The organism is Archaeoglobus sp., assembly GCF_017656475.1.
Classification (GTDB): Archaea; Halobacteriota; Archaeoglobi; order Archaeoglobales; family Archaeoglobaceae; genus Archaeoglobus.
Window position 1 is genome coordinate 1 of sequence record NZ_JACDNT010000003.1, and the last position, 24,925, is coordinate 24,925.

Consider the following 24,925-nt stretch of genomic DNA (forward strand, 5'->3'; position numbering starts at 1 on the left):
TGACCTCAGGAAGCTTCACCAGAGCCTCCGGCGCTGAAGTTCCTGCAGTTTTATCTAGGAGTGAAAGGTCTCCCTTCTTGACCGTCTTTGTCGCGAAATCGTACTCTATTCCGAGGAAGTGCATGATCTCCTCAATCTTGGCCTGTTCTGCCACCAAAAAGCCACCCTCATAACCCATGTCTCTTGCAGTCTTTATCAGGTTGGCGATGGGTTCAGATGGGCCAACCACGAGAATCACTTCGGGATCTGCAGCAAGTACTTTCTGGAGGTGTGTTGTAAAGTCCGTCTCTGTATAGTAATTTACTGGAGCCTCTGCAACGATTTCTCCTCCCTTGGACGTCCAGTATTCCTTGAATTTCTCACCCCAGAGAACGCCGTATTCGTGCGTTCCCTCCATCGTTGCTGCCCTCTTTATACCCTTCTCAAGGAATACGTTTGAAAGGAAAGGCACGTAAACAAGCTCGAAGTTGGGCGGAATTTGGAAAATGTGCTTGTTTCCACCCTGCAGTATTGCGGGACTTGAGGTGTAGGCACCAATTATAAAGCCTCTCTCCTCGTTTATTTTCTCCAGTGCAAGGACTCCACCGCTGTGTGGACAGAAAATAACCGGTGTATTGTACATTTCAAGCATTTTCTCCGCGTTTGGAATCGTTAAAGCCGGGCTGTATTTGTCATCTGCTGAAACGACTTCAAGTTTGTACTTCTTTCCTGCTATTTCGACACCACCATGTTCGTTTATGTCTTCAACAGCATACTGAATTCCCTGAAGGTTGTTCTGCCCGTAGAGAGCCGCGCCGCCACTAAGAGGTCCGCTGTAGCCGATGTAGATGGTACCTGCGAACTCCTCAGTTGGGGTTTCACCGGGGGTTGTTGCCGGTTGTTCTGGCTGCTGGCAACCTGCAATCATCAAACCTACGGCTAGCAGCGCTACAATTACTATACTCTTTAATTTCACACTCTTTATTTTCATCTATATCACCATTTACCATTTTACATCATTACATTTATAAGCTTTTCTGAATCTACGAATTTAAAGATTTTAGATTTTGCATAATTTAGAAATGTTTGAGGAAATTATTTCGGAGTGTAATAAGGCTAACTCACTATTTTGTGCTTCCAAACTATTTCGCAGCCTTAAATGCAATCTCCATCCACACTACCGCAAAATTAGTAAAATGTTGTCTGAGCATATATAAATAATGATAAAAAATTACTTTTAATCAGTCACATTTAAACCTAATCAATTCGACAATTTTGAAAAACTTGAAATAAGACTCAGCTAATGAATGAGCATGCTAATTTCTGAGATGCATGGAGACGTTGAGGCTGTTAAAGTTGGTACAGAGGTGCAGGGAAGAGTTTTACACTGGGTTTACCTTTACTACTACCGCAGCCTACTTTTTGATGCCGGCTGTCCCAACACGGCAAGAGAGGTTTTTGAGCACTTCAAAGGGAGAGAAATCAAGGCAGTGCTTATAACGCACTACCATGAAGACCACGTTGGGGCTGTAAACCTCTTCAAGGAGATAACTGACATCTACGTCCCTGAAGAGTCAATCGAAATTTTGAGGAACCCTCCGGACATACCAGAGTACAGGAAGATTGGCTGGGGGCAGCCGGAAAGGATAGAGGGAGTTAAGGTAGCGAGAGAGGTAATGAAGTTTGATGGTGTTGAAGTGAGGATGATAAAAACCCCTGGCCACAGCTTCGACCATGTCAGCTACCTTGTCGATGACAAGCTCTTCTGCGGAGACCTCGTTATCAACACCTCCCAGATGGTCTGCATGCGGGAAGAGGACTTGCTTAAGACGATAGAGTCAACCGAAAAAGTCCTGAAATACGATTTCAGCTACGCCTACACGGGTGTCGGTGTGGCGAGCAGAGATGAGGTGGTTGAGTACCTGAACTACCTTAAAGGGCTCAAAGAGAAGGCCGAGAAGCTTTATGCTGAGGGGAAGAGCATTGACGAGATAGTGGCTGCATGCTTTCCCAAGCCATCTCAGAAGGCAATACTGATGGAGTTTGTCAGCGAGAAGGAGTGGGCGAGAGAGAACATGGTGAAATCGCTTCTGGGATTGCCGAGGGGGTAGTTTAAAGAAAGGTTTAATTAGATAAGATATACCAAACTCCTCCTATCTCAAAACCCGAAAAATGACGAAAGGGAGGTCTGCCTTGTAATCAGTTCCTTCCACTTTACGTTTTCCACTCTCCGTGAAGCAGTGGCTATTGCCTCCTCAAAACTGTCGAACGATTCCGGCTTTTCTTTGAGGGCTTTCCTCACACCCTCCTCAACAACCCACACGCCGAGAGGGGCGTAGTATGAGGGCTTTATTTCCCTCACAACAAGAACCGAAGCCTGCCTCCTAATTTTTCTCAGATACTCAAGTACTGGAAGGCGTGCAGCATAGTAGCCACCGCTCAGATTTGAGTACTCCTTTTTAGGCCTTACGTCCTCGCTGTCAACACCAATCCAGTCCTCTTTGGGGCTCCAGAACGATTTTCTCTGCCAGATTTCGATAAGCTGGAAGAAGTACCTCTCAGGAGACAGGATTATTTCAAAATGGTTGCCGAAATGCTCGTAGTGGAAGAGAAGTGTGTTTTCAATTACTTTGAAGTCCGCAATCTCCCTCTTTATGGCCTCGCCGAGAATGCTGTGGACTGCAGTGATACTCCATCTTGTTGGGACAAGCTTTCTGTTTTGCTTTTCTCCGAGAATTCCGGCTGAGAAAATTTTCTGAAGGTAATAGGTTGAGAATCCGTGGTTGTAGAGGTATTTAAGCCCATCAAAGGCTTTCATGTCGTCGTAGTATACTTTCTCCACCTTATCGGGGATTTCTGGATTTTCAGCAAGCCTGATGGATTCTGCAATTGCTGAGTAACCCATTGGCTGCATCACGTCATCGAACTCTGCCTTTCTGTTCACCTTCTCAATTTCCGCCTCAACATCCACTGGCTTTATTGCTGCCGTCATCTCCTGAAGTTCCACAATTTCCCTTTTCTCCTCTCTGACGTCTTCAATTCTGAACCTCCTCGAAACTCTGAGCAGAGAGGTTCTAAGTTTGATAACCTCCTCCACACTCTTCCACAACCATGGCGAGTCTGCGTAAACAGGGTCGGCGTTTAGGGAAACGAGTGGGCCAACGTAAACCTTTGGATAACCAATCCTGCCAACGAAAATTGATGGTGGGGTGGGGTCGAGAATTCTGCTGTCTATCTTAACATCTTTCAGAAACCTGTACTTTTCAAGCAGGGGGCATTTGCTCCTTCCGCACAGCAGTTTCCCCTTGCACTCGGTACACTTCACAAAATAACTTGGCATCAGTTTTTAAGTGTGCTTCCATAACTTAACGTATGATTGAGGTGGATATAGTCAATGTTGATGGAAAATCGCTGCTTGGTCTGAGGGTAGAGCTTCCGAACGCCCCTTTGCTGCTTTTACTTCATGAAAAGCTTGTTGTTGGCTGTGGTTACATCAGTGCTGAGGTTATGGAGAAAATGGGCAATGCTGCGTGCATTGTAAAAGGAGTCAGAAGCTTTCAGGAAATGCTTGATGCAGAAATTGCAGAAATTACTTCAAAGACTGAAGAGCTTGGGTTGAAAAAAGGAATGAAGCTGGAGGATGCCTTGAAAATGCTATAATTCATCTGGCAAAAATTCTGACAAAGAGGAGACTAATCTCGAAAAAGGCCACCATCGGCACCGCGACCATTAGCTGTGTGAAGACGTCGGGAGGAGTGGTGATCGCTCCGATGACGAAAAATGCAACGTAAATGTGCCTTCTGTAGTATGAAAGCGTCTCGTAGCTTACGATGTTGTTTCTAACGAGGAAGAACATGATGAGGGGGAGCTCGAAAACCATCCCGAAGAGAACCAGCATCAAGGCAACAAAGTTCACAAACTCTGATAGGCTGTAAAGCGGTATCGCTCCCTGCGAAACTGCCATCGTGTAGAGGAAGCGTATGAAGAACTTCATCATGTTGTAACCGTAGATTACCCCGAGAATGAAAAGCAAGACTGCAACAATTCCGTACTTGAATGCTGTTGTTCTTCTCAAACTGAAATTCACAACTCCCCTGTCCTTAAGCGTCGTAAGAACGAGGTGGAAGATGTAAGGCAGAGCGGCAGCAATTCCAACCGCGAGAGAGATTTTAAGGTATAGCAGCAATCCCTCCAGCGGTGTGAGGAGAACTGGGGATGTTGAGAGCTGCATGGCTATCCTCACAAGACTTTTTGATGCTGCTAATGCAAGGCTCTGGTTCGTTTCTGATGGGTGTAAGGCGTAGCTCTCCAGATCTGAGGCTATCTTCCTCAGCTCCTCTGCAATCGCCAGTATTTTCTCCCTGTTCTCGATAACCGCCTCGCCAGGGAATAGGTCTCCAATAATTTTTCCGATGACTACGTTTGCACCGAATGTGAAGAAAATGGAGCTGACCACTATGACTATTAAAGCGACTTTGAGAAATTCCCTCCTGAGTCGGGCGATTATTGCCAGCCAGTCCCTTGCCTCCACAATACTTCAAGTTGTTTTGTTGGGGGTATTTAAACTTAGGGCTGGCAGTAGTTTGTGTAGACATAATCGACTATTCCTCTCAGAGAGTTCTCGATGAAGAAATCCTCCCTTTTCTGGATATCCTCATCAAGGAGATGGTAGCGGGCAAACCTCCTGTCTTTCTCAAGCAGCTCCTCCTTGGCCAGCTTTACTATTTCATCCTCATCCTCGAAGTCCCTCCTGCATGCAATGTCGTAAACAGTGTCGAACCAGATTCCCAGCTGCTTTCTCGCTTTTTGTATTATCTCCACGCTGTCTCTCTTGAAGCCGAAGTGGGCGAAGCAGACTCTCAGACTGCCAAGTTTTTCAAGTCTGTCAAGAGTGGACTGCGCAACTTCGAGTATAAACCTCTTGGGTGTGGCGGGGCGGAGGTAGTAGTCGTTTTTGAGGGGCATGTGAACTCCCGCAGCCTCTCCAATGAACAGAAATTCCCTGAAGACGTAGCACTGGTGGTGAGGAGCATGGCCCGGAGCATCGATAACTTCTATACTCTCTCCTGCAAATTCAATCTCCCCGTCCCATATCGCGTCGGCACTTATCGGCTTTGGTGGTCCGTAAACTTCTGCAATATCACCCAAGGCGACCTTTGAAGCTTCCCAGAGCTTTTCAGTGTTAACGAGGTGCCTTTTACCTTTCTCGTGAACCACAACCTTTGCATCTGGAAAGTTCTCAAGAATGTCGGATATCCCGCCTGCATGGTCAAGGTGGATGTGGGTGAGAAGAATATACGGAACCTTCTTTATTCCCAAATATTTTAAAGATTCTAGGAGCCTTGGAATGGTTGACGATGGCCCCACATCAACCAAAACGGCCTCATCACCACTTTTTATTACCCAGGAGCTTATAAACCTCCTGAAACCCTCCTTTTTTTGTGGAAGGTCTATCAAGTAGAGATTTTCCGCCACTTCAAGTATGTTCATAATGTTAAATTGTCGTCAGCTTTAAAACCTTTTCAGGTGAGGATTTTTAAATATAAACAGCATTATTTGTAATTTCTTCACGATAACGAGAAAAAGTTAATATTCTTTCAGAGATTTTAACTTCAATGAAGTTCAGGATTAAGACCTTACCTCTAAGGACGGAAAGGATAGCTGTAGTCCTCAGTCAGGATGATGCGGCTGAGCTTGGATTACTTCCCGGAGACAGGGTGAAGGTTAGTTACGATGGCAAGTCATTCGTGGCTGAGGTTGAAGTATCTCAGGAGTTTATCGGCAGTGGAGAGGCTGGGGTTTGCAGCTTCACCGCTGAAGCGTGCAGCCTTACAGAGGAATGTCTTGTTGAAATAGTCCCATTCGCAAGACCAAAATCCGTTGAATACATAAGAAAGAAGCTTGATGGGGCCAAATACGAAAGAGAGGAGATAAAGGACATAATAAGTAGCATATCTTCGGACATACTTTCAGACATCGAAATTTCAGCTTTCATCCTCGCCAACGAGATTGTGGGAATGCTGAACGATGAGATTCAATGGATGATTGAGGCGATGGTTGAAGTAGGCAAGAAAATCGTTTTCGAAAGGGGAACTGTTGTGGACATGCACAGCGTTGGAGGGTTGCCAGGGAACAGGTTCTCGTTAATTGCCGTCCCAACAGTTGCGGCAGCGGGGCTTCTGATTCCCAAAACAGCAAGCAGAGCAATAACCTCGGCCAGTGGAACTGCTGACACAATGGAAGTTCTGGCGAACGTGAACCTGAGCGTTGATGAGATAAAGGAGATTACTGAGGAGGTTGGAGGGGTTATAGCCTGGAACGCCGCTACCGGAATAGCTCCGGCGGATGAAAAAATAATAAGGGTTGAATATCAGCTCGAACTCAGTCCCAAGCCTCACCTCATGGCGAGTGTGTTATCCAAAAAGCTGGGTTGCGGGGCAAAGTTTGTTGCTATCGACATCCCGGTTGGGAGTAAGGCCAAAATCGAGAACGTGGATGTTGGAAGGAGTTTTGCAAACTCCATGATGGAGATTGGCAGAAATCTTGGTCTGAAGGTTGCGACTGCGTTGACTGACGGCTCTCAACCACTTGGGAGGGCAATAGGGCCAGCACTTGAAGCTAAGGAGGTTCTGGAAGTTATGGAAAAGAAGCATGAAGGAGACCTGCTTGAAAAGGCTCTGGGCATAGCGGGAATCCTCTTTGAGATGACCGGAATTGCTGCCAACGGCTACCAGCATGCGAGAAAGATATTCGAGAGCGGTAAGACACTTGAGAAGTTCAGAGAGATTGTTGCCGCCCAGGGGGGAGATGAAAACATTAAGGCTGAGGATATTGCTGTTGGAGACAAAACCTACACTCTCACATCCTCCGTTGAGGGTGCGGTGGTTTCGGTAAACAATAAAAGCATAGTGAAAATAGCAAGAACAGCAGGCGCTCCCAAGGACAAGGGAGCGGGAGTTTATGTGCACAAGAAGAGAGGTGAGGTTGTAAAAGCTGGTGACCCCCTTCTCACGATATATGCCGAGAAGGAGTGGAAGCTTGACAACGCGATTGAGGTTGCGAACACCAAACAGGCTTTCGAGATATCTGGTGTGATTATCGAGAGGTACACGATGGGAAGGTGGTGGTCATGATTTTCAAAGCTGTAAGGGTTCCGTTCAAGTCGGGGAGGTATGCGGTAATTCTGAATGAAGAGGATGCAAGCGAGCTGGGAGTCAGAGAGGGAGACAGGGTGAGGGTAAGGTTTGGCAGGACAGGAGTCGTTGCGACTGTTCAGATAACGAGAGAAATCGTTGAGAGAGGGTTTGTTGGATTAACCGACCTCGCTTCGAGAGAACTCGGAATATCGGATGGTGTTGAAGTTGATGTTTATCCATCGCCAAAACCGAAAAGCGTTGAACTGATTAAGAAAAAGACGCGCGGTGAAAAGCTAAATCAGGACGAAATCAGGAAAATTGTTGAAGACATCACTAACAACGCTCTGAGCGAGGTGGAGCTGACGGCATTTGTCATTTCTTCGATGCTTCGCGGAATGGACTTTGACGAAATAGAGTGGTTGACAAGGGCTATGATTGAAACCGGCGAGAGGATAGAGTTTGACAGAGGGACAGTTGTGGACAAGCACAGCATTGGGGGTGTGCCGGGCAACAAGATATCTCTGCTCATCGTTCCTACAGTTGCGGCAGCGGGGCTTCTGATTCCCAAAACAGCAAGCAGAGCAATAACCTCGGCCAGTGGAACTGCTGACACAATGGAAGTTCTGGCGAACGTGAACCTGAGCGTTGATGAGATAAAGGAAATTACAGAGAAAGTTGGTGGAGTTATAGCCTGGGGCGGAGCAACGAACATCGCTCCAGCGGATGACAAGATAATCAGAGTTGAGCATCCGCTTTCCATCGACCCCCGACCCCAGCTTCTTGCCAGCGTCATGGCCAAAAAAGGCTCGGTGGGGGCAAAGCACGTAGTCATCGACATTCCTGTTGGAGAGGGGGCGAAGATAGAGAAAATGGATGTGGGCAGGTCATTATCGAACGACTTCATAGAGCTTGGCAGGAGACTTGGTTTGAATGTCATGACGGCCATCACCTACGGAGGTCAGCCGATCGGAAGAGCGATAGGGCCTGCAATCGAGGCCAAGGAAGCCCTTAAAACAATGGAGGACAGACATGGCCCCTCAAGTCTGGTTGAAAAGTCCCTCGGTATAGCGGGAATCCTCTTTGAGATGACCGGAATTGCTGCCAACGGCTACCAGCATGCGAGAAAGATATTCGAGAGCGGTAAGACACTTGAGAAGTTCAGAGAGATTGTTGCCGCCCAGGGGGGAGATGAAAACATTAAGGCTGAGGATATTGCTGTTGGAGACAAAACCTACACTCTCACATCCTCCGTTGAGGGTGCGGTGGTTTCGGTAAACAATAAAAGCATAGTGAAAATAGCAAGAACAGCAGGCGCTCCCAAGGACAAGGGAGCGGGAGTTTATGTGCACAAGAAGAGAGGTGAGGTTGTAAAAGCTGGTGACCCCCTTCTCACGATATATGCCGAGAAGGAGTGGAAGCTTGACAACGCAATTGAGGTTGCAAACACCGAGAGGCCAATCGTGGTTTCGGGAATGGTGCTGGAAGTTCACGGAAAAAGAGGTGTTTGAAATGAAGGAAGGATTAGAAGGTGTGATTGCATGTCAAACCACAATTTCGAGGATTGCCCTTGAGAACGGCAGGGCAGTTCTTGAGTACAGAGGTTACGATATCCGCGACCTTGCGAGAAAGGCGTGCTTTGAGGAGGTGGTTTACCTTCTGCTTTACGGAGAACTGCCCAAAAGATACGAGCTTCAGGACTTCAAGATTGAGCTGGCTGAAAGAAGAGAGCTCCCTCCGCAGATAATAGGGCTGCTCACTCATCTACCCCCTTACACTCATCCGATGGTTGTACTGAGAACGGCAACGAGCTATCTTGGTAGCCTTGACAAAAAAATAAATGTGAAAACAAGGGAGGAGACCTTTAACAAGGCAAAAGATTTGATTGCCAAATTTCCGACAATTATTGCTTACTACCACAGAATCAGAACAGGGAGGAATATTATCCCACCTGCTCTCGAATTCAGCCACGCTGCAAACTTTCTGTACATGCTTCACGGAGAAGAGCCCTCTAAAACCGCTGAAAGGGCTCTGGACATGGATTTGATCCTCCATGCCGAACATGAGCTGAATGCATCAACCTTTGCAGCAAGAATTGCTGCCTCAACTCTTGCCGACATTTATGCATGCGTTGTTGCCGCCACAGGAACATTAATGGGGCCACTGCACGGTGGAGCAGCGCAGGAAGTCATGAAAATGCTCAGAGAGGTTGCATCTCCAAGAAGGGCTGATGAGTACGTGAGAAGAAAAGTGGAGGCTGGAGAGAGAATAATGGGCTTCGGACACAGAGTTTACAGAGGTGTGATTGACCCAAGGGCCGAGTTGCTGAGATACCTTGCCAGAAGGCTTGCTGCAGAGGGATCGACGAAGTGGTTCGAGATCAGCGAGTCCATTGCGAAGGCCGCTTACAAGTACAAGAAGTTACTTCCAAACGTTGACTTCTATTCTGCTAGCGTTTACGCCAATCTTGGCATTCCAGACGACCTATTCGTTAACATCTTTGCGATGGGTAGAATTTCCGGGTGGACGGCTCATATCATAGAGCAGTACGAGAACAACAGGCTCATAAGACCCAGAGCGGAGTATGTTGGGGAGAAGGGGAAGAAGTTTGTCCCCATTTCCAAGAGGTGACGAAACCTTTATTTGACATGCTGAGGTGGTGGGGAGCATGGCAAGAAAACCAGCGAGAATGTGGAGAAGACTTGAAAGACCATACACGAGAACCGAGTATATTGATGGTGCTCCAGGAACGAGAGTCAGGATGTTCGACATGGGTAACAAGAGCGCTGACTTCCCCGTCATGGTCACACTTGTCGCAAAGGAGGCTGTGCAGATCAGGGAGAATGCTCTGGAGGCGGCGAGAGTTGTAGCGAACAAGTATGTATCAAGGAGGGCTGGAGCGAGCAACTACAAGCTGAAACTCCGCATCTTCCCGCACCACATTCTGAGAGAGCACAAGATGGCTGTTGGTGCTGGAGCTGATAGAATTTCTCAGGGTATGAGGGCAGCGTTCGGCAAGCCTGTTGGCAGAGCTGCGAGAGTCAAGCCCGGGACAAAGATAATGTCCGTCTGGGTTAAGCCAGAGCACTTTGAGATAGCCAAGGAAGCTCTGAGAAGGGCTGCAATGAAAATGCCAACCCCCACAAAAATTGTTGTTGAGAAAGGGCACGAGCTGCTCAAGGGCAAGGTTTAGTAAAGTTTTTTTGATTTGAATAAACTTTTATTGATGCTCTCATTAATGGTAGGTGGCACTACAAGCAGTGCCGGAAAGAGTCTGATCGTTGCCGCCTTCTGCAGAATTTTGGCAAGAAGGGGCTATGATGTTGCCCCTTTTAAGGCTCAAAACATGAGTCTCAACTCCTACGTGACCAGAAATGGTAAGGAGGTTGCGATAGCACAGGCTTATCAGGCTTTTGCTGCCGGGATAGAGCCGGATGAGAGGATGAATCCGATACTCCTGAAGCCGAAAGGGAACTTTACTTCTCAGCTTGTTGTGATGGGTGAGGCTGTTGGAGATGTGGATTCAAGGAATTACTATGAAGAGGTTGAATGGCTGAAGAAGGTTGTCGAGGATGCATACACGAGCCTCGCTGAGGAGTATGATGTTGTGGTTATTGAGGGTGCGGGTGGAATGGCTGAGATAAACCTCTACAAGAAGGATCTGGCGAACATACACATCGCGAGGTTTGCCAAGCCCGATATAATCATAGTGGGGGATATAGACAGAGGGGGCGTGTTTGCATCCCTTTTCGGCACCTTCTCTCTTTTGCCCGAAGATGTCAGAAGAATGGTGAAGGGGTTCATTATAAACAGGCTGAGGGGTAGAAAGGACATTCTGCAGAGTGGGATAACGCAGCTTGAAAGGTTGACCGGCATTCCCGTTCTTGGAGTGCTCCCCTTTCTTGACTACAACTTTCCCTCGGAAGACTCCCTGAACATTGATGAGTGGGGAAAAGATGGGCCTGTGGGGATAGTAAGGCTGCCCAGAGTTTCAAACTTCACGGATTTTGAGTTCATAAGGGGTTATACGCGCTTTCTCGATCTGAACTCAAAACTGGATGGGTGTGAAGCAGTCATAATTCCGGGAACGAAGGACACCATTGCTGATTTGATGGAGCTGAAGAAGTCGAGGCTTGGTGAGGAAATTGTCAGAAAGGCGGGTGAAATTCCGGTTATAGGAATATGCGGTGGCTACCAGATTATGGGGAAGGAGCTGATTGACTACGGGGTGGAGCATGGGAAAGTCAGGGTGAAGGGGTTGGGGCTGCTTGATGCCGTAACGAGATTTGAGAACTACAGAAAGAGGACGGTTCAGGTTGTGAAGAGGGTCAGGGGCAATGCAGTGATTCTGGACAGGATTGCCGGGCAGGATGTCTGGGGTTATGAGATACACAAGGGTGTTACGGAGACGTCAAGGCCTTTGTTTGAGGATGAAGGGTGTGTTAGCGAGGACGGGATGTGCTGGGGGACTTACCTGCACGGTTTGTTCTGGAATGAAAACGTTGTGGATGCCTTGGGGAAGTATCTCGGTGTGAAAATTAAAAGGGAGGATGACTGGGCGGAAGTTATTGCTGGGGAAGTGGAGAGGAGGCTGAAACTCGGAGTTGTTCTCGATTTCTGAATTTTGGAGTATTGTCGCAATTCTCAGTTCAAGATTAGCTTTAACCAATGGTGTTCATTGTGACTGCAGCTCCGCTTGCAATTTACATTGAGGCTTGCGGAGCTTGCAGGGAGTTTGCCTGCAATCTGGGTGTGCGGGAGTGCAGCATCTTGTGGAGAGGTATATTGGAAGTGCAGACTAAATGCTTATGCAAGTAATCACTTCACGCTTAACTATTTATATCCCCACAATGTTTGTTGTCCATGAGAGATTTGGCAGCAGGAATCGTTATAGGCTTGATAATAGGCGCCATCGCCGTTTACGCAATCACCGCAACGCCATCGGGAGAGGAATTCTGCCCAGCGAGTCCGGGATCATCATCTTTGGACCAGCAAACTATAGAAAGTGTCACCAAGAAGCTAAACAATCTTGTTCACCAGAACAATCCTGAGGTCAATGTGAGAATCGCCGATTATTCTCTGTATGGGGAAGTTTACAAGGTGAGAGTTGAATTTTACGACGAGAATGGAACTCTCGAAAGTTACGACATGTTTTTAACTGGCAACGGCTCCCTCCTTTTCACGAATCAAATTGATTTGACTAAATTGAGCGAAGAGCAGAAGGAAGATAGGATAAATGTAAGTGCTGACGACGACCCTTATAGGGGGGCTGAGGATGCAAAGGTCGTAATTATCGAGTTCTCTGACTATACATGTCCCTACTGTGCCAAATTCGCTACTGAGGTTGAACCGAAAATTCTGGAAAATTATGGTGACAAAGTAAAAATCGTTTTCAGAAACTTTCCGGTGCATGGAGAAACAGCCTACTTTGCAGCAGAAGCGGTAAACTGTGCAGGGGAGCAGGGGAAGTACTGGGAGATGCACGAGATGCTTTTTGGAAACCAAAAGAAGTGGATTGGTAACAACTCAAAAGTTTACGACTACGCACAGCAGCTTGGGCTGAACGTTGACGAATTCAAGGCCTGCATCGAGTCTGGCAAATACAGGGAGGAAGTGGAAAAGGACCTGCAGGATGGAATTAGCTACGGAGTTACAGGCACTCCCACGTTCTTCATCAACGGAAAGAAGGTTGTTGGATACAGGAGTTACGACCAGTTTGCGGCTTTGATAGAAGAGGAGCTTCAGAAGGTAAACTCTTAAACTTTTTTGAATTTAGAATTTTGTGCCTCATTGTAATAATTTTCATCCAAAAACAGCATGCAAACCTTTAAAAGTGAGAAAAGCAACAATCGTTGGATGCTGGAGAAACTTGCAATCCCTCCCAACACGAGATTTGAAGAGAGAAACATAGTGGCCAGTGGGGATGTTATCATAGGCCCAAACTCGAAGCTCAGCTACGGTATAATTGCAAAGAAGATAATCGTGGGGGAAAGAACCACAATCGATGGTGACCTGCTTGGGGAGGAAATAAGGCTCGATGCATGGTGTAGCGTTACCGGGAGCGTCACCTCAAAGCAGGACGCCTACATTGGGGAGTTCGCGTCAATCGGAGGGAAATTAACGGTTTACGGTGACCTTGAAATTGGGAGAAACGTCAGAATTAAGAATGGTTTTGAGGCCAAGGGTTTGATTACCATTCAAGATCCAACGCCAGCACTTTTCTTCATCTTCCTGTATCTCATGGTTCTCCTGCGTCTTGGAAGGCTTGAGGAGGCTGAAAAGCTGCTGGAGGAGGTGGAGGAGTTTGACACTCCACTGATTATCCCCGAAAACTCTCAGGTCAGCATCGACAGAATTTCGGCGAGAAAGGATGCGGAGATTGTAGGCAGCAGAGTTCTTGGGAATATCAAAGCGAGGGATGTTTACGCAGAGGACAGCGAGATTTTTGGCAGCGTGAGGGGCAGAGACATAGTTGTGAGCAACTGCAGAATTCATGGGGCAATAGAGGGCAGGGTGGTTTATCTCGTAAACAATTCGGAAGTTTTTGGATACATAAGGGCTGACAGGGTTTACATGGAGGATGGATGCAGCGTAGAGGGCGGGATTATGGGCAGAGAGGGAGTCTGGATTAAGGAGAAGGTCGAGATTCCGGGAAGAGAGGAAGTGGACGAGGAAGAGACTGAAGAGGAGGAAGAAGCTGAAGAGATGGGGGAAACGGTTGAGGGCGATGAAGCAGAAGCAGAGAAAAGCGAAGAAAACGAGAAAGAAGAGGTGGTTGAGCTTAACACTCAAGAGCAGAAAGAGGAGGCAAATGAGTTAAAAGAAGCTCCCCCCGAAGTAAAAGCAGAGGAAGAGAAGGATGGAGTGGAAGAAGGAGAAGTTCAAAAAGATGTTTCCTAACCTTTTTCACGAGATAGAGGGCGAAAATCTGCCCACCGTCTTAGACCACCTTGAGGTATGCAAGACGATTAGTGAAGCAATCGAAGTTATAGATTATTTTGAAAAACGCGGGGAAATAAGCAAGGAATACTCCAACTTTTTAAAGAGCAACCCGTCACTTCTCAAAAGTATCATAGGAACGAGGGAAAGAGGAGAATACACAAGGAGGGGTTTGAGTGATTGAGATAGGAATTGCTGGTAAGCCAAATGCAGGAAAGTCCACTTTTTTTAAGGCCGCAACACTTGCTGATGCTGAAATCGCAAACTATCCTTTCACGACAATAAAGCCCAATGTCGGAATTGGATATGTGAGGGTTAAATGTGTATGCCAGGAGCTTGGAGTGAAGTGCAACGAATGTATAGACGGCTGGAGATTCATTCCCGTTAAGCTGATTGATGTGGCAGGGCTTGTGCCGGATGCACACAAAGGTAGGGGGCTGGGCAACGAGTTTCTCGACAATCTGAGGCAGAGTGAGGCAGTCATACATGTTGTCGATGCTTCAGGCTCAACAGATGAGGAGGGAAACGAAATAGGTTTGGGAGAGAGAAATCCTGTCGAAGATGTCAGGTTTCTGTATCATGAAATTGACATGTGGCTTTTCGGCATCCTCAAGAGAAATTGGGACAAGATAATCAGGAGAATGAAGGCTGAGAAGAGAGATCCGGCAAAGTTTTTGACAGAGCAGCTTGCAGGTCTTGGTTTTGAGGAGTGGATGGTCAGAGAGGCGATGAGAGGGTTTGACGTCTCAGCACTCAGCGATGAAGAGCTCAAGAGTTTTGCAGTTGAATTGAGGAAGAGAAGAATGCAGATGGTCATCGCAGCAAACAAAGCTGACAAAGCACCCAGAAAAATGCTGGAAGAGTTGATGAAGCTCGACGAGATAGTTGTTCCAACGTCTGCGGCTTACGAGCTGATTCTCAGAACAGCCGCCAAAAACGGCTACATAAAGTATCTTCCCGGCGACTCTGACTTTGAAATCATCAAAGAGCTGAACGAGAAGCAGGTAAAGGCTTTGGAGAAAATAAGGGAGTTTTTGAAAGAATTTAGGAGCACCGGTGTTCAGGAGGCAATAAACAGAGCCGTCTTCGATCTCCTTGACTACATAGTCGTTTATCCTGTCGAGGATGAGAACAAGTTTACCGACTCGAAGGGAAATGTTCTACCGGATGCGATGCTGGTTAAGAGAGGTACGACGGCAAAGGAACTTGCCTTTAAAATCCACACGGATATAGGAAAGCACTTCATCTACGCCCTTGATGCAAAAACTAAGATGAGGGTGGCAGACGATTATGAGTTAAAGAACAATGATGTGATTAAGATCGTTTCAGGTGCGAAGTGATAATTGTAATGATGAAATTCATGATAATGAAGCAATATAAAAAAGAAAGATTTAAATACTTTCAAAACTGAAATTACAATATGGTGTGCAGGATGTGTAAATTCTGGTTGAGGGACCTCTCATTTCCAGATCATTCAGGATTCTGCTCATTGAAACAGGGTGTTACTGCCGCCTCGTTTTCATGCGAGCTATTCAGAAGGAAAGATGAGGAGTCAGTGGCCATAAGAGTAATTTCTTACTAATTTTAACACAGGTGCAATAAAATCGACATTTGCAAGACTTTTACTGAGTCATTTAATTTTATAAGTTTTCTTATTATAGAACTAATTCTAAATGTCAGCAAAACCGGTGAGAAGAGTACATTCCGAGGAATATATGAAGGAAGCAGACATTATATAATTCGATACATCGGTGCAGCTACCTATTTTTTTGTTGATTAATTGTCTTTGCCTTGACAACACCTCTAACACCAACTATCTAAATTCCTTGTTTGCATACCTGGCCATCTCTGCATTATAAAACTCCAAAAGCCATCGATAAAAGATGGAAACACAAAGAAGCCCTTGACCTCAACCTTTTTCATCCTCACGATGCACCTTTTTCTTCTATCCCACTCGAACTATTAGAGTATACAAATCCTGCAAATTTAGAAAAAAGATATATAGTATCAGGACACATAAACTAAACAATGGATGCGAGAGACGTTGTGCTGTCGGTTATTAGTGTGTTCTCTGCGGCGGCACTTGTGTACAGATGGCTTTCACTTTACGACCGTGTCGATGCGACGGTGATTTTTTTTGCCACACTACTCATAGCATCTCTGACTCTACTTCTGATCAGCATTGAGCTGAGAATGCAGAAGATTATGGACGAGTTTAAGAGCGTAAAGAGAACCATAGCTGTTAACTCCGACGATCTTGAGGGGAGAATCGAGAGACTTTTCATAGAAAAAGTGAGAGATCTGGAGGACAAACTTGAATCAATAGAGAGGAGAATGTACAGGTAAAAGCAGCGAACCCAATTTTTCCGTGTAGCAGATGGCATCATCGACAGCAACCTTTAAATACAAATTTATACACTTACTTCTATCAAGCCAGGGTGGCAGAGGGGCTATGCGGCGGACTGCAGATCCGCTTTACCCCGGTTCGAATCCGGGCCCTGGCTTCTCTTCTTCGAGTTCTAATCCCTACTGTAATCCTCAGCAAGCTTGATCTCATAGAACTTTATATCAAAAACTAAACTGGGGACACTTGTCATATTTTTTTGGGGTTTAAGGGTACTACTATAAAAACTCAATTGGGTAATCGGGACATATTCGCGGCGCGAGTCTGGATACTTTGCCGATTGTAAAATTAAGTGTAGAAGATTATTCCAACATTTGCCAATACTGTTGGAGGCAAAAGGTGGGAAAGAGGAGAACTATTACTTCTCAATAATCTAGCAGAATCCAACAAATGTTTCAACAGCGATAAAAAGCAGAAAAAGCAAAACTAGTCCAGCTCCTTAACATCCACTCTCCAGTAGGTGCTGACAAGAGCAGCAGCTTTGGGGTTCTTAAAGCCCTTCAGCAGCTTGAAATCCTTTGGATAGCCTATAAACGGATCAATTGTTTTTTCTTCAGGATTTACGACCCAGATTTTAAGCCCTGCTCTTTTTGCGTCCTCCGAATAACGCTTGAAAAACTTCAAGAATGGGTTGAGTTCCTTTTCAGTTGGAACTACAACCACGTACTCTCCATCCACCTTTGATAGCATGTTTAAATGATGCTTCACATCATCAAAGACGTCATCAATCGTGGAATAGAAGACGCTATAGCTCTTATCCTTGCTATATTTTCTCAAATACAATCCATTTGCAGAATACCCCTCAAAAAACCTGTCAGTAGTTTCAATCATGGCTTCAAGACCCTCAAGATATCTTGTTGACTTGAGGTACTCCTCATACGCCAGCTCAAAATCCTCCTTTTCCGGCTTCTCTGTGTGCAGGTAGTAGAAGAAGATATCACCAATCTTGACCTTCTCCGAAAAGTGAAGACTTTTAAGGCTGATTGGGCAATCTATAAGGCTGCAGGTAACGTCTTCAATAAAAACATCATCTGCTTCAGCGAGCTTTGGCCCAAGAACTTTGAGGGCACATCTTATTGCCTTCCGTCTTACTTCTTCTTCAGTTACTACTTTTCTTCCAACAAGCATTTTTGAGAGTTCCTCAACTACCTGAACATCCATGTAACATTCTTTTCATTCCTTGTTTATTATCTCTTTCGGGGTTGGGAGTGCTGAGTAAACTCCTCTGACTACCGAGGGTCAATACCGATGTTAAAGGCCCGGAGCATACTATAGTCTCCCGTGGGCCGTACTGCCAAATCCACATACTTCGTTTCTCCAGCAGCGATGCTGCTGAACTCCCACCAGTAAACGTTTCCTGACGTGCCGTTTGCATCAAAATCGCCTGTCATTGATGTTATGGACAGGTTGTCCGGTTTTATCCAGTAGACTTTTATGTCGTTTAGATCTCCCCTCGCCTTTACGGAAATATTAACAGAGTTTATATTGACATTAAGCGTGGCTTCAGCGTTAATACTCTTCATGGATACTGTTGTGTCTGGGCCAAACTCAGAAATGTTGTTGTTTAGGTTCGTGACTGCAGAGATGAGAGAACCAATTTCGACACCTTTTCCTGAAACGTCTAGATTTCCTGCGAAGCTACCGGAAGCGTCAGTTGAAAGCGATCCGAGGTAGATCCACCCCTCTCCATAGAAATCGCTCAGGACAGAGCCGTCAGAGGACACATTATTACCATTTAAGTTATCTCCGCGATTCGAATTCTTGACAAGGTATACATCAACAATAGCATTTGCAAAGCTTGGATCTCCTCCCACATTATCTGGACCAACGAATCCTGTTAGGTGAAGTGTGTCATCATTGAGCACAGCCGAAGTTATCACAGGATAGTCAATTCCGCAGTTGGGTTGTGAACAATCAATCTGGCCATCGTTTTGCGTAACATTGTCTCCAGTGTAGGTACCGGGGTTGTTTAAGCGTTCATCTATGTCGATTCCTATCCTGTCATTGTTGTAGATTGAATTAAATCTAACAAGTACACCTCTAACGCTGTATTCGCTCATTCTACCAATGACAACTCCAGGCCCGTTGTTTTCCCTTATCAGATTGTAGAAAACGAAGCTTTCGTTCGTTAGAATTCTTATCCCTCCAGTCTCTGTTATCTGTCCTGCCTCATTGCCGATGCCGTTGTATTCAAAAGTGCTGTTGTTAACGCTCAGACCTTCATCACCGTACCATGTGTCGATACCCATAGCCGCATTGTTTGAAGCAAGACACTTGTTGAATGATACATTACTCGCTCTTTGGTCGTAACCGTCAGTTAAATATCCTTCAACAGCGGATCCATCAGCATTTGAGCTTTGCAATCCATTTCTGTAAGCTATTACTTCATCAACTTTTCCGTAGTCAACACCACCACCCCAGAAGTAAAGTCCCGTCCCTCCATTGAATGCAAAGATTGAATTGTGGATGCTTGTGTTGTTAGAATAAACAACCATTCCAATCCCAGCGTTTCTGCTCAATCCACTTTCCGCAGGATCAGTACCATTTGCTCTCGACCCAACAAATACATGGCTTAATTTGGCGTTGTTGCCATATATCCTTTCAGCTTCACCAATTTTAATTCCATTACTGCTGGAACCGAAGAGTGCAAGCCCGCTAATCTCCACATTGTCTGCTGTTACGTTAATAATTTCCGCAATTCCACTTCCATAAATTTCCACTTCTGGCTTGGGAATTGCCTCAAGCACTTCTTCATCTCCACTGAAGGGAATTCCATCTTTACCAACTCCGACTGGTATTGTTTTCTGGCTTGCTGTTGATTCAAGGCTTTGGGTGGAGTAGTTGTAAATCACATATCCCGGATTTGAGTCCCTTATCGTCATGTCTGGATTGAGCACCGTTCCGCTCAGCTCCACTGAATCGGTGATGGTCGGTAACTCTGAGTTCAATTGTATGCTCCACCAGCTTCCGCTTGAATCCTGAGAGTTTGGATTAACAGCCATTACGAAATAAGATCTTTGCTTTCCTAGTATGGCATTTGAGTTAAGAATGAACTGCCTTAAACAGCCTTGGCAGGCTCTTTCCGAATCGATGCGAGCAGTTAAAACCCCTGACTTGTTGAAAACCCAGTAGGCAACCTGTTCATGTGTGTGTCTTCTCTCATCGTCACTAATTTGATCTTCATCTATTGCAAGCTGAATTACATTGCTAACAGGATTTGAACCGTAAAGCACAGCCCATCCACCGTTCCCACCATCCATGGCGTTTTGAGTAGCTATACTTATGGAATAGTCACCAGTGAGAGTGTAGGTGTAGGGTGGGCCGTTATCCACGCCCCGTATACTGTCATCACCGAGCTTTGCTTCATAACTCATACCGTTCACAACTCCTGAACCCTGTTCAACGACTATAACTCCAAGCAGTTCTGGATTTCTTGTTGTGTCTATATCTTCACCAATGTGCTTTCCTACATAGAGGTTTGAAGAATCAGGAGGATTATTTTTATTTCCGTTGCAAGTCCAGAAGACGCTCCATCTACTGTCGTTATAGCTCATAACCTGTCCTAAGACCACAGGGTTTGTGTAACTCCAGTTGTAAGATATTTGCTCCATTAGCGAAGATTGCCAGTTACCCAGCCTATTTGTCCCGCCGCTCAAAACCCTATGTGCCTCAACCTTCCTCTCATCCTCAAGCGTCCAGCTTCCTTCCTCCATCACAATGCAGTGAACATCTGAAGGTGTTGGACTCATCGAATCTCCGGGGTTCTGGATTCTGATCTCAAAGCTGTAATGGTCTACGTTTCTCAATCTTACGACAGCAGAAGGATCAGATGAGCTTGGTAAATTGTACGTGCAGACGATGACGGGATTTTCGTAGTAGTTATGGAGGTAAACTTTCTTCCAGCTCGATCCAACGTCATTTACAATGAAAACTTCTCCGATTGGTTTTAATGTAGCTGCATTCTCATCCTTTGTGTTAACCACTACATCGAAGCTGAATCCGAAGTCTATGCTCTCCCCGTTATAATGGCTCAAGTTGACACCTGTATAGTGTTCAAAGTTCAATCCAAAATTGTCGCTAATTTCTGGATTTTGACCTCCAAATTTTTTAACAACGACCCAATTGCTACCGTCCCATTCTGTCTGGTAAGTTTGCTCTGCCCATGTCTGGGATTGAGTATAGCCGGGGTTTAATCCTCTTGTAGAACTTACAGTTTTCGAATCAACAGCAACGATAAAATTATCTACGTTTCTTGTGATGGTAAAAATGTAATTTCCATTGCTATCTGTGTAGGAAATTTGCCTGATTTTGTCGGAGAAATCTATCTGACCATTTCCGTTTCTATCTTCGAACAACGCCACTCTTACGTTCGAAACTCCCACATCTTCGCCGTTGTTGACCCCAAGGGGGTAAAAATCTTCTAAAACTCTTCCTTTTATATTAACAACGGGTTTGAAGAACAATCCACCACTTAGGTTTACAGCAACTCTCATAAAGTTACCGGTAGAGTAATCGTCAAAATTATTTGTTTGATTAAGCAGAATTCTAAACCATCCAGCATCAAAAACATCTATCGATTGGGTCCACCATCGATTGTTCCCAGCGGGTGCAAATAACAGAGTAGTCCCATCTGGATATGTAACCTCAAGAGTTGCTACATTAGAGTCTGGATCGAAAATTGCAATTTCAAAATCGTTGTCAGCATAAACCCAGAACTCTCTCGTGTTTGATATTCCAGAATTATCGTACTCGAGAATTATTGCATCTGGAGTTCCGTAAAAAGTTTCACCGCCGATATTCCAGCTCTCGTTCACTTTAATGTTGATAGCATCACTACCTGTGATGTTCAGTCCGTAGTAGTTGCCGTTGTAACCAGACCAATCGTCTGCATGAACTTCAACTCTCCACCAGCCGAACTGATTGTTCGTGTTTATGTTGAAATAATCCCAGGCATCACTTGAGGTAGCGTTAAAGCTATTGTAAAATGTTCCACCATTTGGATAATAAACATCGAGCCAGAAATGATAGGTTCGCCTGTTATACACAAAGCCGTCATCCCCATCGTAAACACTTATCGTAAATCTATCCCCGTATGGAACGTAAACCCAGTAGGTATGCACTTCATTTGTTTTTCCATCCCTGCAAATTGATGCACTCCATTCTCCTGTGAAACCAGCCCACCCTATACCTCCATCATCCACTAAAACACCATTCTCCTTTCCATCCTCATCCCCATATCCGCCATCTCTCAGTTTTAAAATCACGGTGCTGTTTTCAGCCATTGCATAAAAATTAGACCAGTTAAGGCTTTCAGGATTGAACTTGTAGTATTTCACTCCGTTATCCGTTAAAGCACCTTCAAGGTTTGGATAGGCAATCTTAACCTCAACCTCCTCCCCAGCTTCCAACCCTTCAACCCTAAACTTAACGAGCTGGTATGGAAACTCTGCAGGCCTTTCAGGCAGGTTTTCAGAATCAACGAAAGCTAAATAGCTCAGATTTCCCTTGCTGACCTCAACCTTCACATCATAAAGCTTCGTTCCGTTCAAATCGAAAACATGCAGCTTCCCCGATTTACCATTCAACTCTCTCTCAACCTTAAAGCGAGGTATGTAGAACTTTATGGGGTCAACTATAACTCCATCGGCTTTTCCGTCCTCATCCACAACACCATCCTGAAGTGTAAATGTAATCTCCCTTCCGTGGGCTGTGTAGTTAACTGGAATGAACTTCCCATCAAACTCCTTCCAGTAGTAGATGTGCATGCCCTCTGGAATTTCGAATGGCAGTTCAACAGTAACGTTAACTTTCTCCCCAACTTTCAGGTTTGCTATAACAATCGAGACGTTTTCACCGTCAAACTTGAGTTCGTCAAATTTACCCTTGTCTAAGGAAACGTTAAACTTCATTCCCTCGAATTCAACAACTCTTTTATCTGATACGATTTTCCAGCTCAGCTCCAACTCAGCATTTCCACACCTTAGCCTTACAGAGGTTACGTTCTCCGGTATGGGAATAACGAAGCTCCCATTAATGACATCAACATTACCACTTAAGTTCATGGGCAACAAAACATATTCTACAAACTCTGGCTTGACGAAGTTCCACTCAACCTCTCCAACCACTTCTGAACCAACAGCTTCAGCTCTCAACTTATAGGAATCGACAATGAAACTGAAAGTTGAATTGTCTAGAACCAGCTCGTAAATTCCTACCTTCTCTGGTTTAAATGTTGCTTTTCCATCCTCAAAAGTCAAATCAAAGGTCTCATTACCCAACCTGATAAAGGCCACTTTGGGTTCAAATCCAACATCCAATACAACGGTCTCATTAATGAAGTAAAAATCCCTTAAACCAACCGTAAGGTTGAGTTTAAATTCAGCATTACCGCATTCAATCAAAACGAATTCTGAGTTCCCAGGAATCTCTATCCTGAAGCTACCGTTTGTCAGCTCTGCAACACCGGAGATTTTTGATGGTTCAAAGGTGTAGTTTACAAACTCCGGCTCAACAAAATGCCAGCTAACTTTTCCTTCCACAAAGCTGCCGTTCAGTTCTGCTTCTATCTGGTAATCATCAACATAAAAACTCACACTCACGTTATCAGCGTAAACCTCGTACTTCCCAACTCTCTCTGCCTTAAAACTGTAAACCCAGTCTTTTTCAGACCTTTCAAAAATGATTGGTGTGGTGTTATTCTCAAAAATGATGTAAGCATTAGCAGGTTCAAAGTTGGCCTTTACAACAACTTCTTCGCCAATGAAATACAGGTCCTTTGCTATCAGAGTCCTTTCCATCACGATTTCCAATGAAAACTTGGCATTCCCACACTCTATCTCAATTTTCTCAGCCTTAGAGGAGATGTGCTTAACTGGAATGACAAACCTGCCCTCATCATCCACCTCAACCTTGCCAGTCTCTTTTCCTGCAGTGTAGAAAACAAACTCTGGCTTAACGAAATGCCATTTAACTTCCCCGACAACTGCTGAACCATTAAAACTCACATTAATGCTGTAATCGTCAACGAAAAAGCTCTTGTTGAGTTCATCAACATGCAACTCGTATTTCCCAACCTCTTCAGCCAGAATTTCGGCAACATATAATTCTCCCTTCTTTGAAAAGTTCAACTCCACCGTCCTGTTTGATGGTGTAATGATATAAGCTTCCAAGGGCATGAAGTTCGCCTTAACCTCCACCGTATCGTTGATGAAGTATAATTCTTCAACAAAAACCTCCTTATGGCTGATTTTGAGGGTAACTTCGGCATTACCACACCTTATAAAAACCTCTCCTGCCTTTTCTGGCAGTTTAACCTCAAAGGTGCCATTTATAACCTCTGCAACACCCTCAAATTTCTCATCCTCGGTAACAATTTGGTACTCAACGAAGGGTTTCGAGAAGAAACAGCTTGCTTCTCCCTCAATCACGCTTCCGTTAGTTTTGGCATTAAGCTCGCAGAAGTCAACTGTGAATCTCTTCACAACACCATCCACAACAACTGTGTAGTTTCCGAGAACTACATCCTTTTTCAGCTCAAATTTCGCTGTATAATTCTCAAACTCAAGCTTATACTTTACATCAGCCGGACTTAAAACAAACGCTTTCTTAAGCTTGAAATTCGTCTTAATAACTACAACATCTCCGGGATAGTAAACTTCACCTACCTCAACTTCCCTCTTTTCTTTACCGATTTTCAGAACCTTCTCGACAATCAGGCTTCCAACCTCTGCCCTCAAATGGAGCTTACCGGTCTTGTTCAAAACTAACTCAAAGCTTCCATTTACGCGAATCTCTTTTTTCTCCTCCCCATCAAACCAGTAGCTTAGATTTCCTCTGACATTTTTGCCATCAACGGTTATTAAACCCCAAACCACGCTGGTGTTGTTGGCAGCCTCAACCTCAACATTCAGTTCCAGCTTTGGCGATATGTTCAGCTTGTGCCCGGCATTTCCACATTTTAAAAGCACTTCATACTCCCCAAAACCGACAGGAATTGTAAAGCTACCATTAATTACTTCAACGCTCCCCTTTCTACCATCAGGTTTGATCTCGTACTCAACGTATTTGGGCTCAATAAAAAAGTAGCTCACGTTACCGACAATTGCTCCATCCCTGTAATCTGCCGAGATGGAATAGCTGTCCACATAAAATTCAGCGGTAATGTTGTCCACAAAAACCAGATATTCCCCCAAAACAATGTCTTTCTTTAGCTCGAATTCTGCCTCAAAGCCACTATCCTTTTCCTCAAACTTCAGCTCATGAACCTTGCCCGATGGATCGACCAGCTTTGCCACTTCAGGCACAAAACTTGACCAGACAACAACTTTTTCACCGGGAAAGTAAACTTGTCCCACAGAGATTGTTTTATTTCCAGAAACGTCATTCTCCAAACTACCGGCTAAGTTGGAGATTAGAACTAATGCTACTGCAACTGCTATCAGTCTAACCTCTTTCATCTTTACTCTCTGAA

Annotated in this window: 19 protein-coding genes and 1 tRNA gene; 14 read left to right on the forward strand and 6 right to left on the reverse strand. The window is 45.1% G+C overall.

Annotated elements, in window-relative coordinates:
* Nucleotides 1-970 (reverse strand): ABC transporter substrate-binding protein (locus H0Z19_RS01215; protein ID WP_290723014.1); only part of this gene is annotated, 970 nt, incomplete at its 3' end.
* Nucleotides 971-1,292: 322 nt separating this feature from the next.
* On the opposite strand from H0Z19_RS01215, the gene H0Z19_RS01220 reads away from it, so the two are divergent.
* Nucleotides 1,293-2,090 carry an MBL fold metallo-hydrolase gene (locus H0Z19_RS01220; protein ID WP_290723016.1) on the forward strand — a complete coding sequence of 266 codons (798 nt, stop codon included), beginning with the start codon at nucleotides 1,293-1,295 and terminating at the stop codon, nucleotides 2,088-2,090.
* Between the two features lie 47 nt (nucleotides 2,091-2,137).
* Here the strand turns inward: H0Z19_RS01220 and H0Z19_RS01225 are convergent, their stop codons facing one another.
* Nucleotides 2,138-3,319, reverse strand: a complete 1,182-nt coding sequence (locus H0Z19_RS01225; protein ID WP_290723019.1) for an Nre family DNA repair protein — start codon at nucleotides 3,317-3,319, stop codon at nucleotides 2,138-2,140.
* A 32-nt stretch (nucleotides 3,320-3,351) separates the two neighbouring features.
* On the opposite strand from H0Z19_RS01225, the gene H0Z19_RS01230 reads away from it, so the two are divergent.
* Complete coding sequence (locus H0Z19_RS01230; RefSeq protein ID WP_290723021.1) at nucleotides 3,352-3,639, forward strand: DUF1805 domain-containing protein; 288 nt, start codon at nucleotides 3,352-3,354, stop codon at nucleotides 3,637-3,639.
* A gap of 1 nt (nucleotide 3,640) precedes the next feature.
* Here H0Z19_RS01230 and H0Z19_RS01235 read toward each other — a convergent pair whose 3' ends face one another.
* Entirely contained in the window at nucleotides 3,641-4,510 is an 870-nt protein-coding gene (locus H0Z19_RS01235) for a twin-arginine translocase subunit TatC (RefSeq protein WP_290723023.1), read from the reverse strand.
* Between the two features lie 35 nt (nucleotides 4,511-4,545).
* Nucleotides 4,546-5,469 (reverse strand): MBL fold metallo-hydrolase, encoded by a 924-nt coding sequence (locus H0Z19_RS01240; RefSeq protein WP_290723025.1) that lies wholly within the window; start codon nucleotides 5,467-5,469, stop codon nucleotides 4,546-4,548.
* A 125-nt stretch (nucleotides 5,470-5,594) separates the two neighbouring features.
* Between H0Z19_RS01240 and H0Z19_RS01245 the strand changes: the two genes are divergently transcribed.
* The 12 genes from H0Z19_RS01245 (at nucleotide 5,595) to H0Z19_RS01300 (ending at nucleotide 16,555) form a co-directional block, all read left to right on the forward strand.
* Nucleotides 5,595-7,112: an AMP phosphorylase gene (locus H0Z19_RS01245; protein ID WP_290723027.1), complete on the forward strand. Its 1,518-nt coding sequence runs from the start codon at nucleotides 5,595-5,597 to the stop codon at nucleotides 7,110-7,112.
* Nucleotides 7,109-8,623, forward strand: coding sequence for an AMP phosphorylase (locus tag H0Z19_RS01250; RefSeq protein ID WP_290723029.1), 1,515 nt, complete (start codon nucleotides 7,109-7,111; stop codon nucleotides 8,621-8,623). The genes H0Z19_RS01245 and H0Z19_RS01250 overlap by 4 nt, the downstream gene beginning before the upstream one ends.
* A 1-nt stretch (nucleotide 8,624) precedes the next feature.
* Entirely contained in the window at nucleotides 8,625-9,743 is a 1,119-nt protein-coding gene (locus H0Z19_RS01255) for a citrate/2-methylcitrate synthase (RefSeq protein WP_290723031.1), read from the forward strand.
* A 37-nt stretch (nucleotides 9,744-9,780) separates the two neighbouring features.
* Entirely contained in the window at nucleotides 9,781-10,305 is a 525-nt protein-coding gene (rplJ, locus tag H0Z19_RS01260) for a 50S ribosomal protein L16 (protein WP_290723033.1), read from the forward strand.
* Nucleotides 10,306-10,338: 33 nt separating this feature from the next.
* On the forward strand, nucleotides 10,339-11,733 hold the full coding sequence (gene cobQ, locus H0Z19_RS01265) for a cobyric acid synthase CobQ (protein ID WP_290723035.1): 1,395 nt from the start codon (nucleotides 10,339-10,341) through the stop codon (nucleotides 11,731-11,733).
* 59 nt (nucleotides 11,734-11,792) lie between these two features.
* A complete protein-coding gene (locus H0Z19_RS01270) occupies nucleotides 11,793-11,930 on the forward strand; it encodes a hypothetical protein (RefSeq protein WP_290723037.1) in 138 nt (45 codons plus the stop codon).
* Between the two features lie 45 nt (nucleotides 11,931-11,975).
* Nucleotides 11,976-12,872 carry a DsbA family protein gene (locus H0Z19_RS01275; RefSeq protein ID WP_290723038.1) on the forward strand — a complete coding sequence of 299 codons (897 nt, stop codon included), beginning with the start codon at nucleotides 11,976-11,978 and terminating at the stop codon, nucleotides 12,870-12,872.
* A gap of 96 nt (nucleotides 12,873-12,968) precedes the next feature.
* The gene (locus tag H0Z19_RS01280) at nucleotides 12,969-14,012 is read left to right on the forward strand and encodes an acyltransferase (protein ID WP_290723040.1); all 1,044 of its coding nucleotides are present in this window, start codon (nucleotides 12,969-12,971) and stop codon (nucleotides 14,010-14,012) included.
* Nucleotides 13,972-14,235, forward strand: a complete 264-nt coding sequence (locus H0Z19_RS01285) for a DUF2095 family protein (protein ID WP_290723041.1) — start codon at nucleotides 13,972-13,974, stop codon at nucleotides 14,233-14,235. Before H0Z19_RS01280 ends, H0Z19_RS01285 begins: the two co-directional genes overlap by 41 nt.
* Complete coding sequence (locus tag H0Z19_RS01290) at nucleotides 14,228-15,391, forward strand: redox-regulated ATPase YchF (RefSeq protein WP_290723042.1); 1,164 nt, start codon at nucleotides 14,228-14,230, stop codon at nucleotides 15,389-15,391. Before H0Z19_RS01285 ends, H0Z19_RS01290 begins: the two co-directional genes overlap by 8 nt.
* 688 nt (nucleotides 15,392-16,079) lie before the next feature.
* A complete protein-coding gene (locus tag H0Z19_RS01295) occupies nucleotides 16,080-16,397 on the forward strand; it encodes a hypothetical protein (protein ID WP_290723044.1) in 318 nt (105 codons plus the stop codon).
* A gap of 86 nt (nucleotides 16,398-16,483) precedes the next feature.
* A tRNA-Cys gene (locus H0Z19_RS01300) sits at nucleotides 16,484-16,555 on the forward strand.
* A gap of 326 nt (nucleotides 16,556-16,881) precedes the next feature.
* On the opposite strand, the gene H0Z19_RS01305 is transcribed toward H0Z19_RS01300, so the two are convergent.
* Both H0Z19_RS01305 and H0Z19_RS01310 read right to left on the reverse strand, forming a co-directional pair.
* Entirely contained in the window at nucleotides 16,882-17,616 is a 735-nt protein-coding gene (locus H0Z19_RS01305; RefSeq protein WP_290723046.1) for a hypothetical protein, read from the reverse strand.
* Nucleotides 17,617-17,684: 68 nt separating this feature from the next.
* Nucleotides 17,685-24,911, reverse strand: a complete 7,227-nt coding sequence (locus H0Z19_RS01310) for a right-handed parallel beta-helix repeat-containing protein (RefSeq protein ID WP_290723048.1) — start codon at nucleotides 24,909-24,911, stop codon at nucleotides 17,685-17,687.
* Nucleotides 24,912-24,925 lie beyond the last annotated feature (14 nt).

Bases quoted from the DNA above. Each gene is read 5' to 3' on its own strand.
- rplJ (WP_290723033.1), top strand. From the start codon at position 9,781: ATGGCAAGAAAACCAGCGAGAATGTGGAGAAGACTTGAAAGACCATAC.
- H0Z19_RS01305 (WP_290723046.1), bottom strand. From the start codon at position 17,616: ATGGATGTTCAGGTAGTTGAGGAACTCTCAAAAATGCTTGTTGGAAGA.
- H0Z19_RS01220 (WP_290723016.1), top strand. From the start codon at position 1,293: ATGCTAATTTCTGAGATGCATGGAGACGTTGAGGCTGTTAAAGTTGGT.
- H0Z19_RS01280 (WP_290723040.1), top strand. From the start codon at position 12,969: ATGCTGGAGAAACTTGCAATCCCTCCCAACACGAGATTTGAAGAGAGA.
- H0Z19_RS01255 (WP_290723031.1), top strand. From the start codon at position 8,625: ATGAAGGAAGGATTAGAAGGTGTGATTGCATGTCAAACCACAATTTCG.
- H0Z19_RS01230 (WP_290723021.1), top strand. From the start codon at position 3,352: ATGATTGAGGTGGATATAGTCAATGTTGATGGAAAATCGCTGCTTGGT.
- cobQ (WP_290723035.1), top strand. From the start codon at position 10,339: ATGCTCTCATTAATGGTAGGTGGCACTACAAGCAGTGCCGGAAAGAGT.
- H0Z19_RS01250 (WP_290723029.1), top strand. From the start codon at position 7,109: ATGATTTTCAAAGCTGTAAGGGTTCCGTTCAAGTCGGGGAGGTATGCG.
- H0Z19_RS01275 (WP_290723038.1), top strand. From the start codon at position 11,976: ATGAGAGATTTGGCAGCAGGAATCGTTATAGGCTTGATAATAGGCGCC.
- H0Z19_RS01285 (WP_290723041.1), top strand. From the start codon at position 13,972: ATGGAGTGGAAGAAGGAGAAGTTCAAAAAGATGTTTCCTAACCTTTTT.
- H0Z19_RS01240 (WP_290723025.1), bottom strand. From the start codon at position 5,469: ATGAACATACTTGAAGTGGCGGAAAATCTCTACTTGATAGACCTTCCA.
- H0Z19_RS01295 (WP_290723044.1), top strand. From the start codon at position 16,080: ATGGATGCGAGAGACGTTGTGCTGTCGGTTATTAGTGTGTTCTCTGCG.
- H0Z19_RS01225 (WP_290723019.1), bottom strand. From the start codon at position 3,319: ATGCCAAGTTATTTTGTGAAGTGTACCGAGTGCAAGGGGAAACTGCTG.
- H0Z19_RS01245 (WP_290723027.1), top strand. From the start codon at position 5,595: ATGAAGTTCAGGATTAAGACCTTACCTCTAAGGACGGAAAGGATAGCT.
- H0Z19_RS01310 (WP_290723048.1), bottom strand. From the start codon at position 24,911: ATGAAAGAGGTTAGACTGATAGCAGTTGCAGTAGCATTAGTTCTAATC.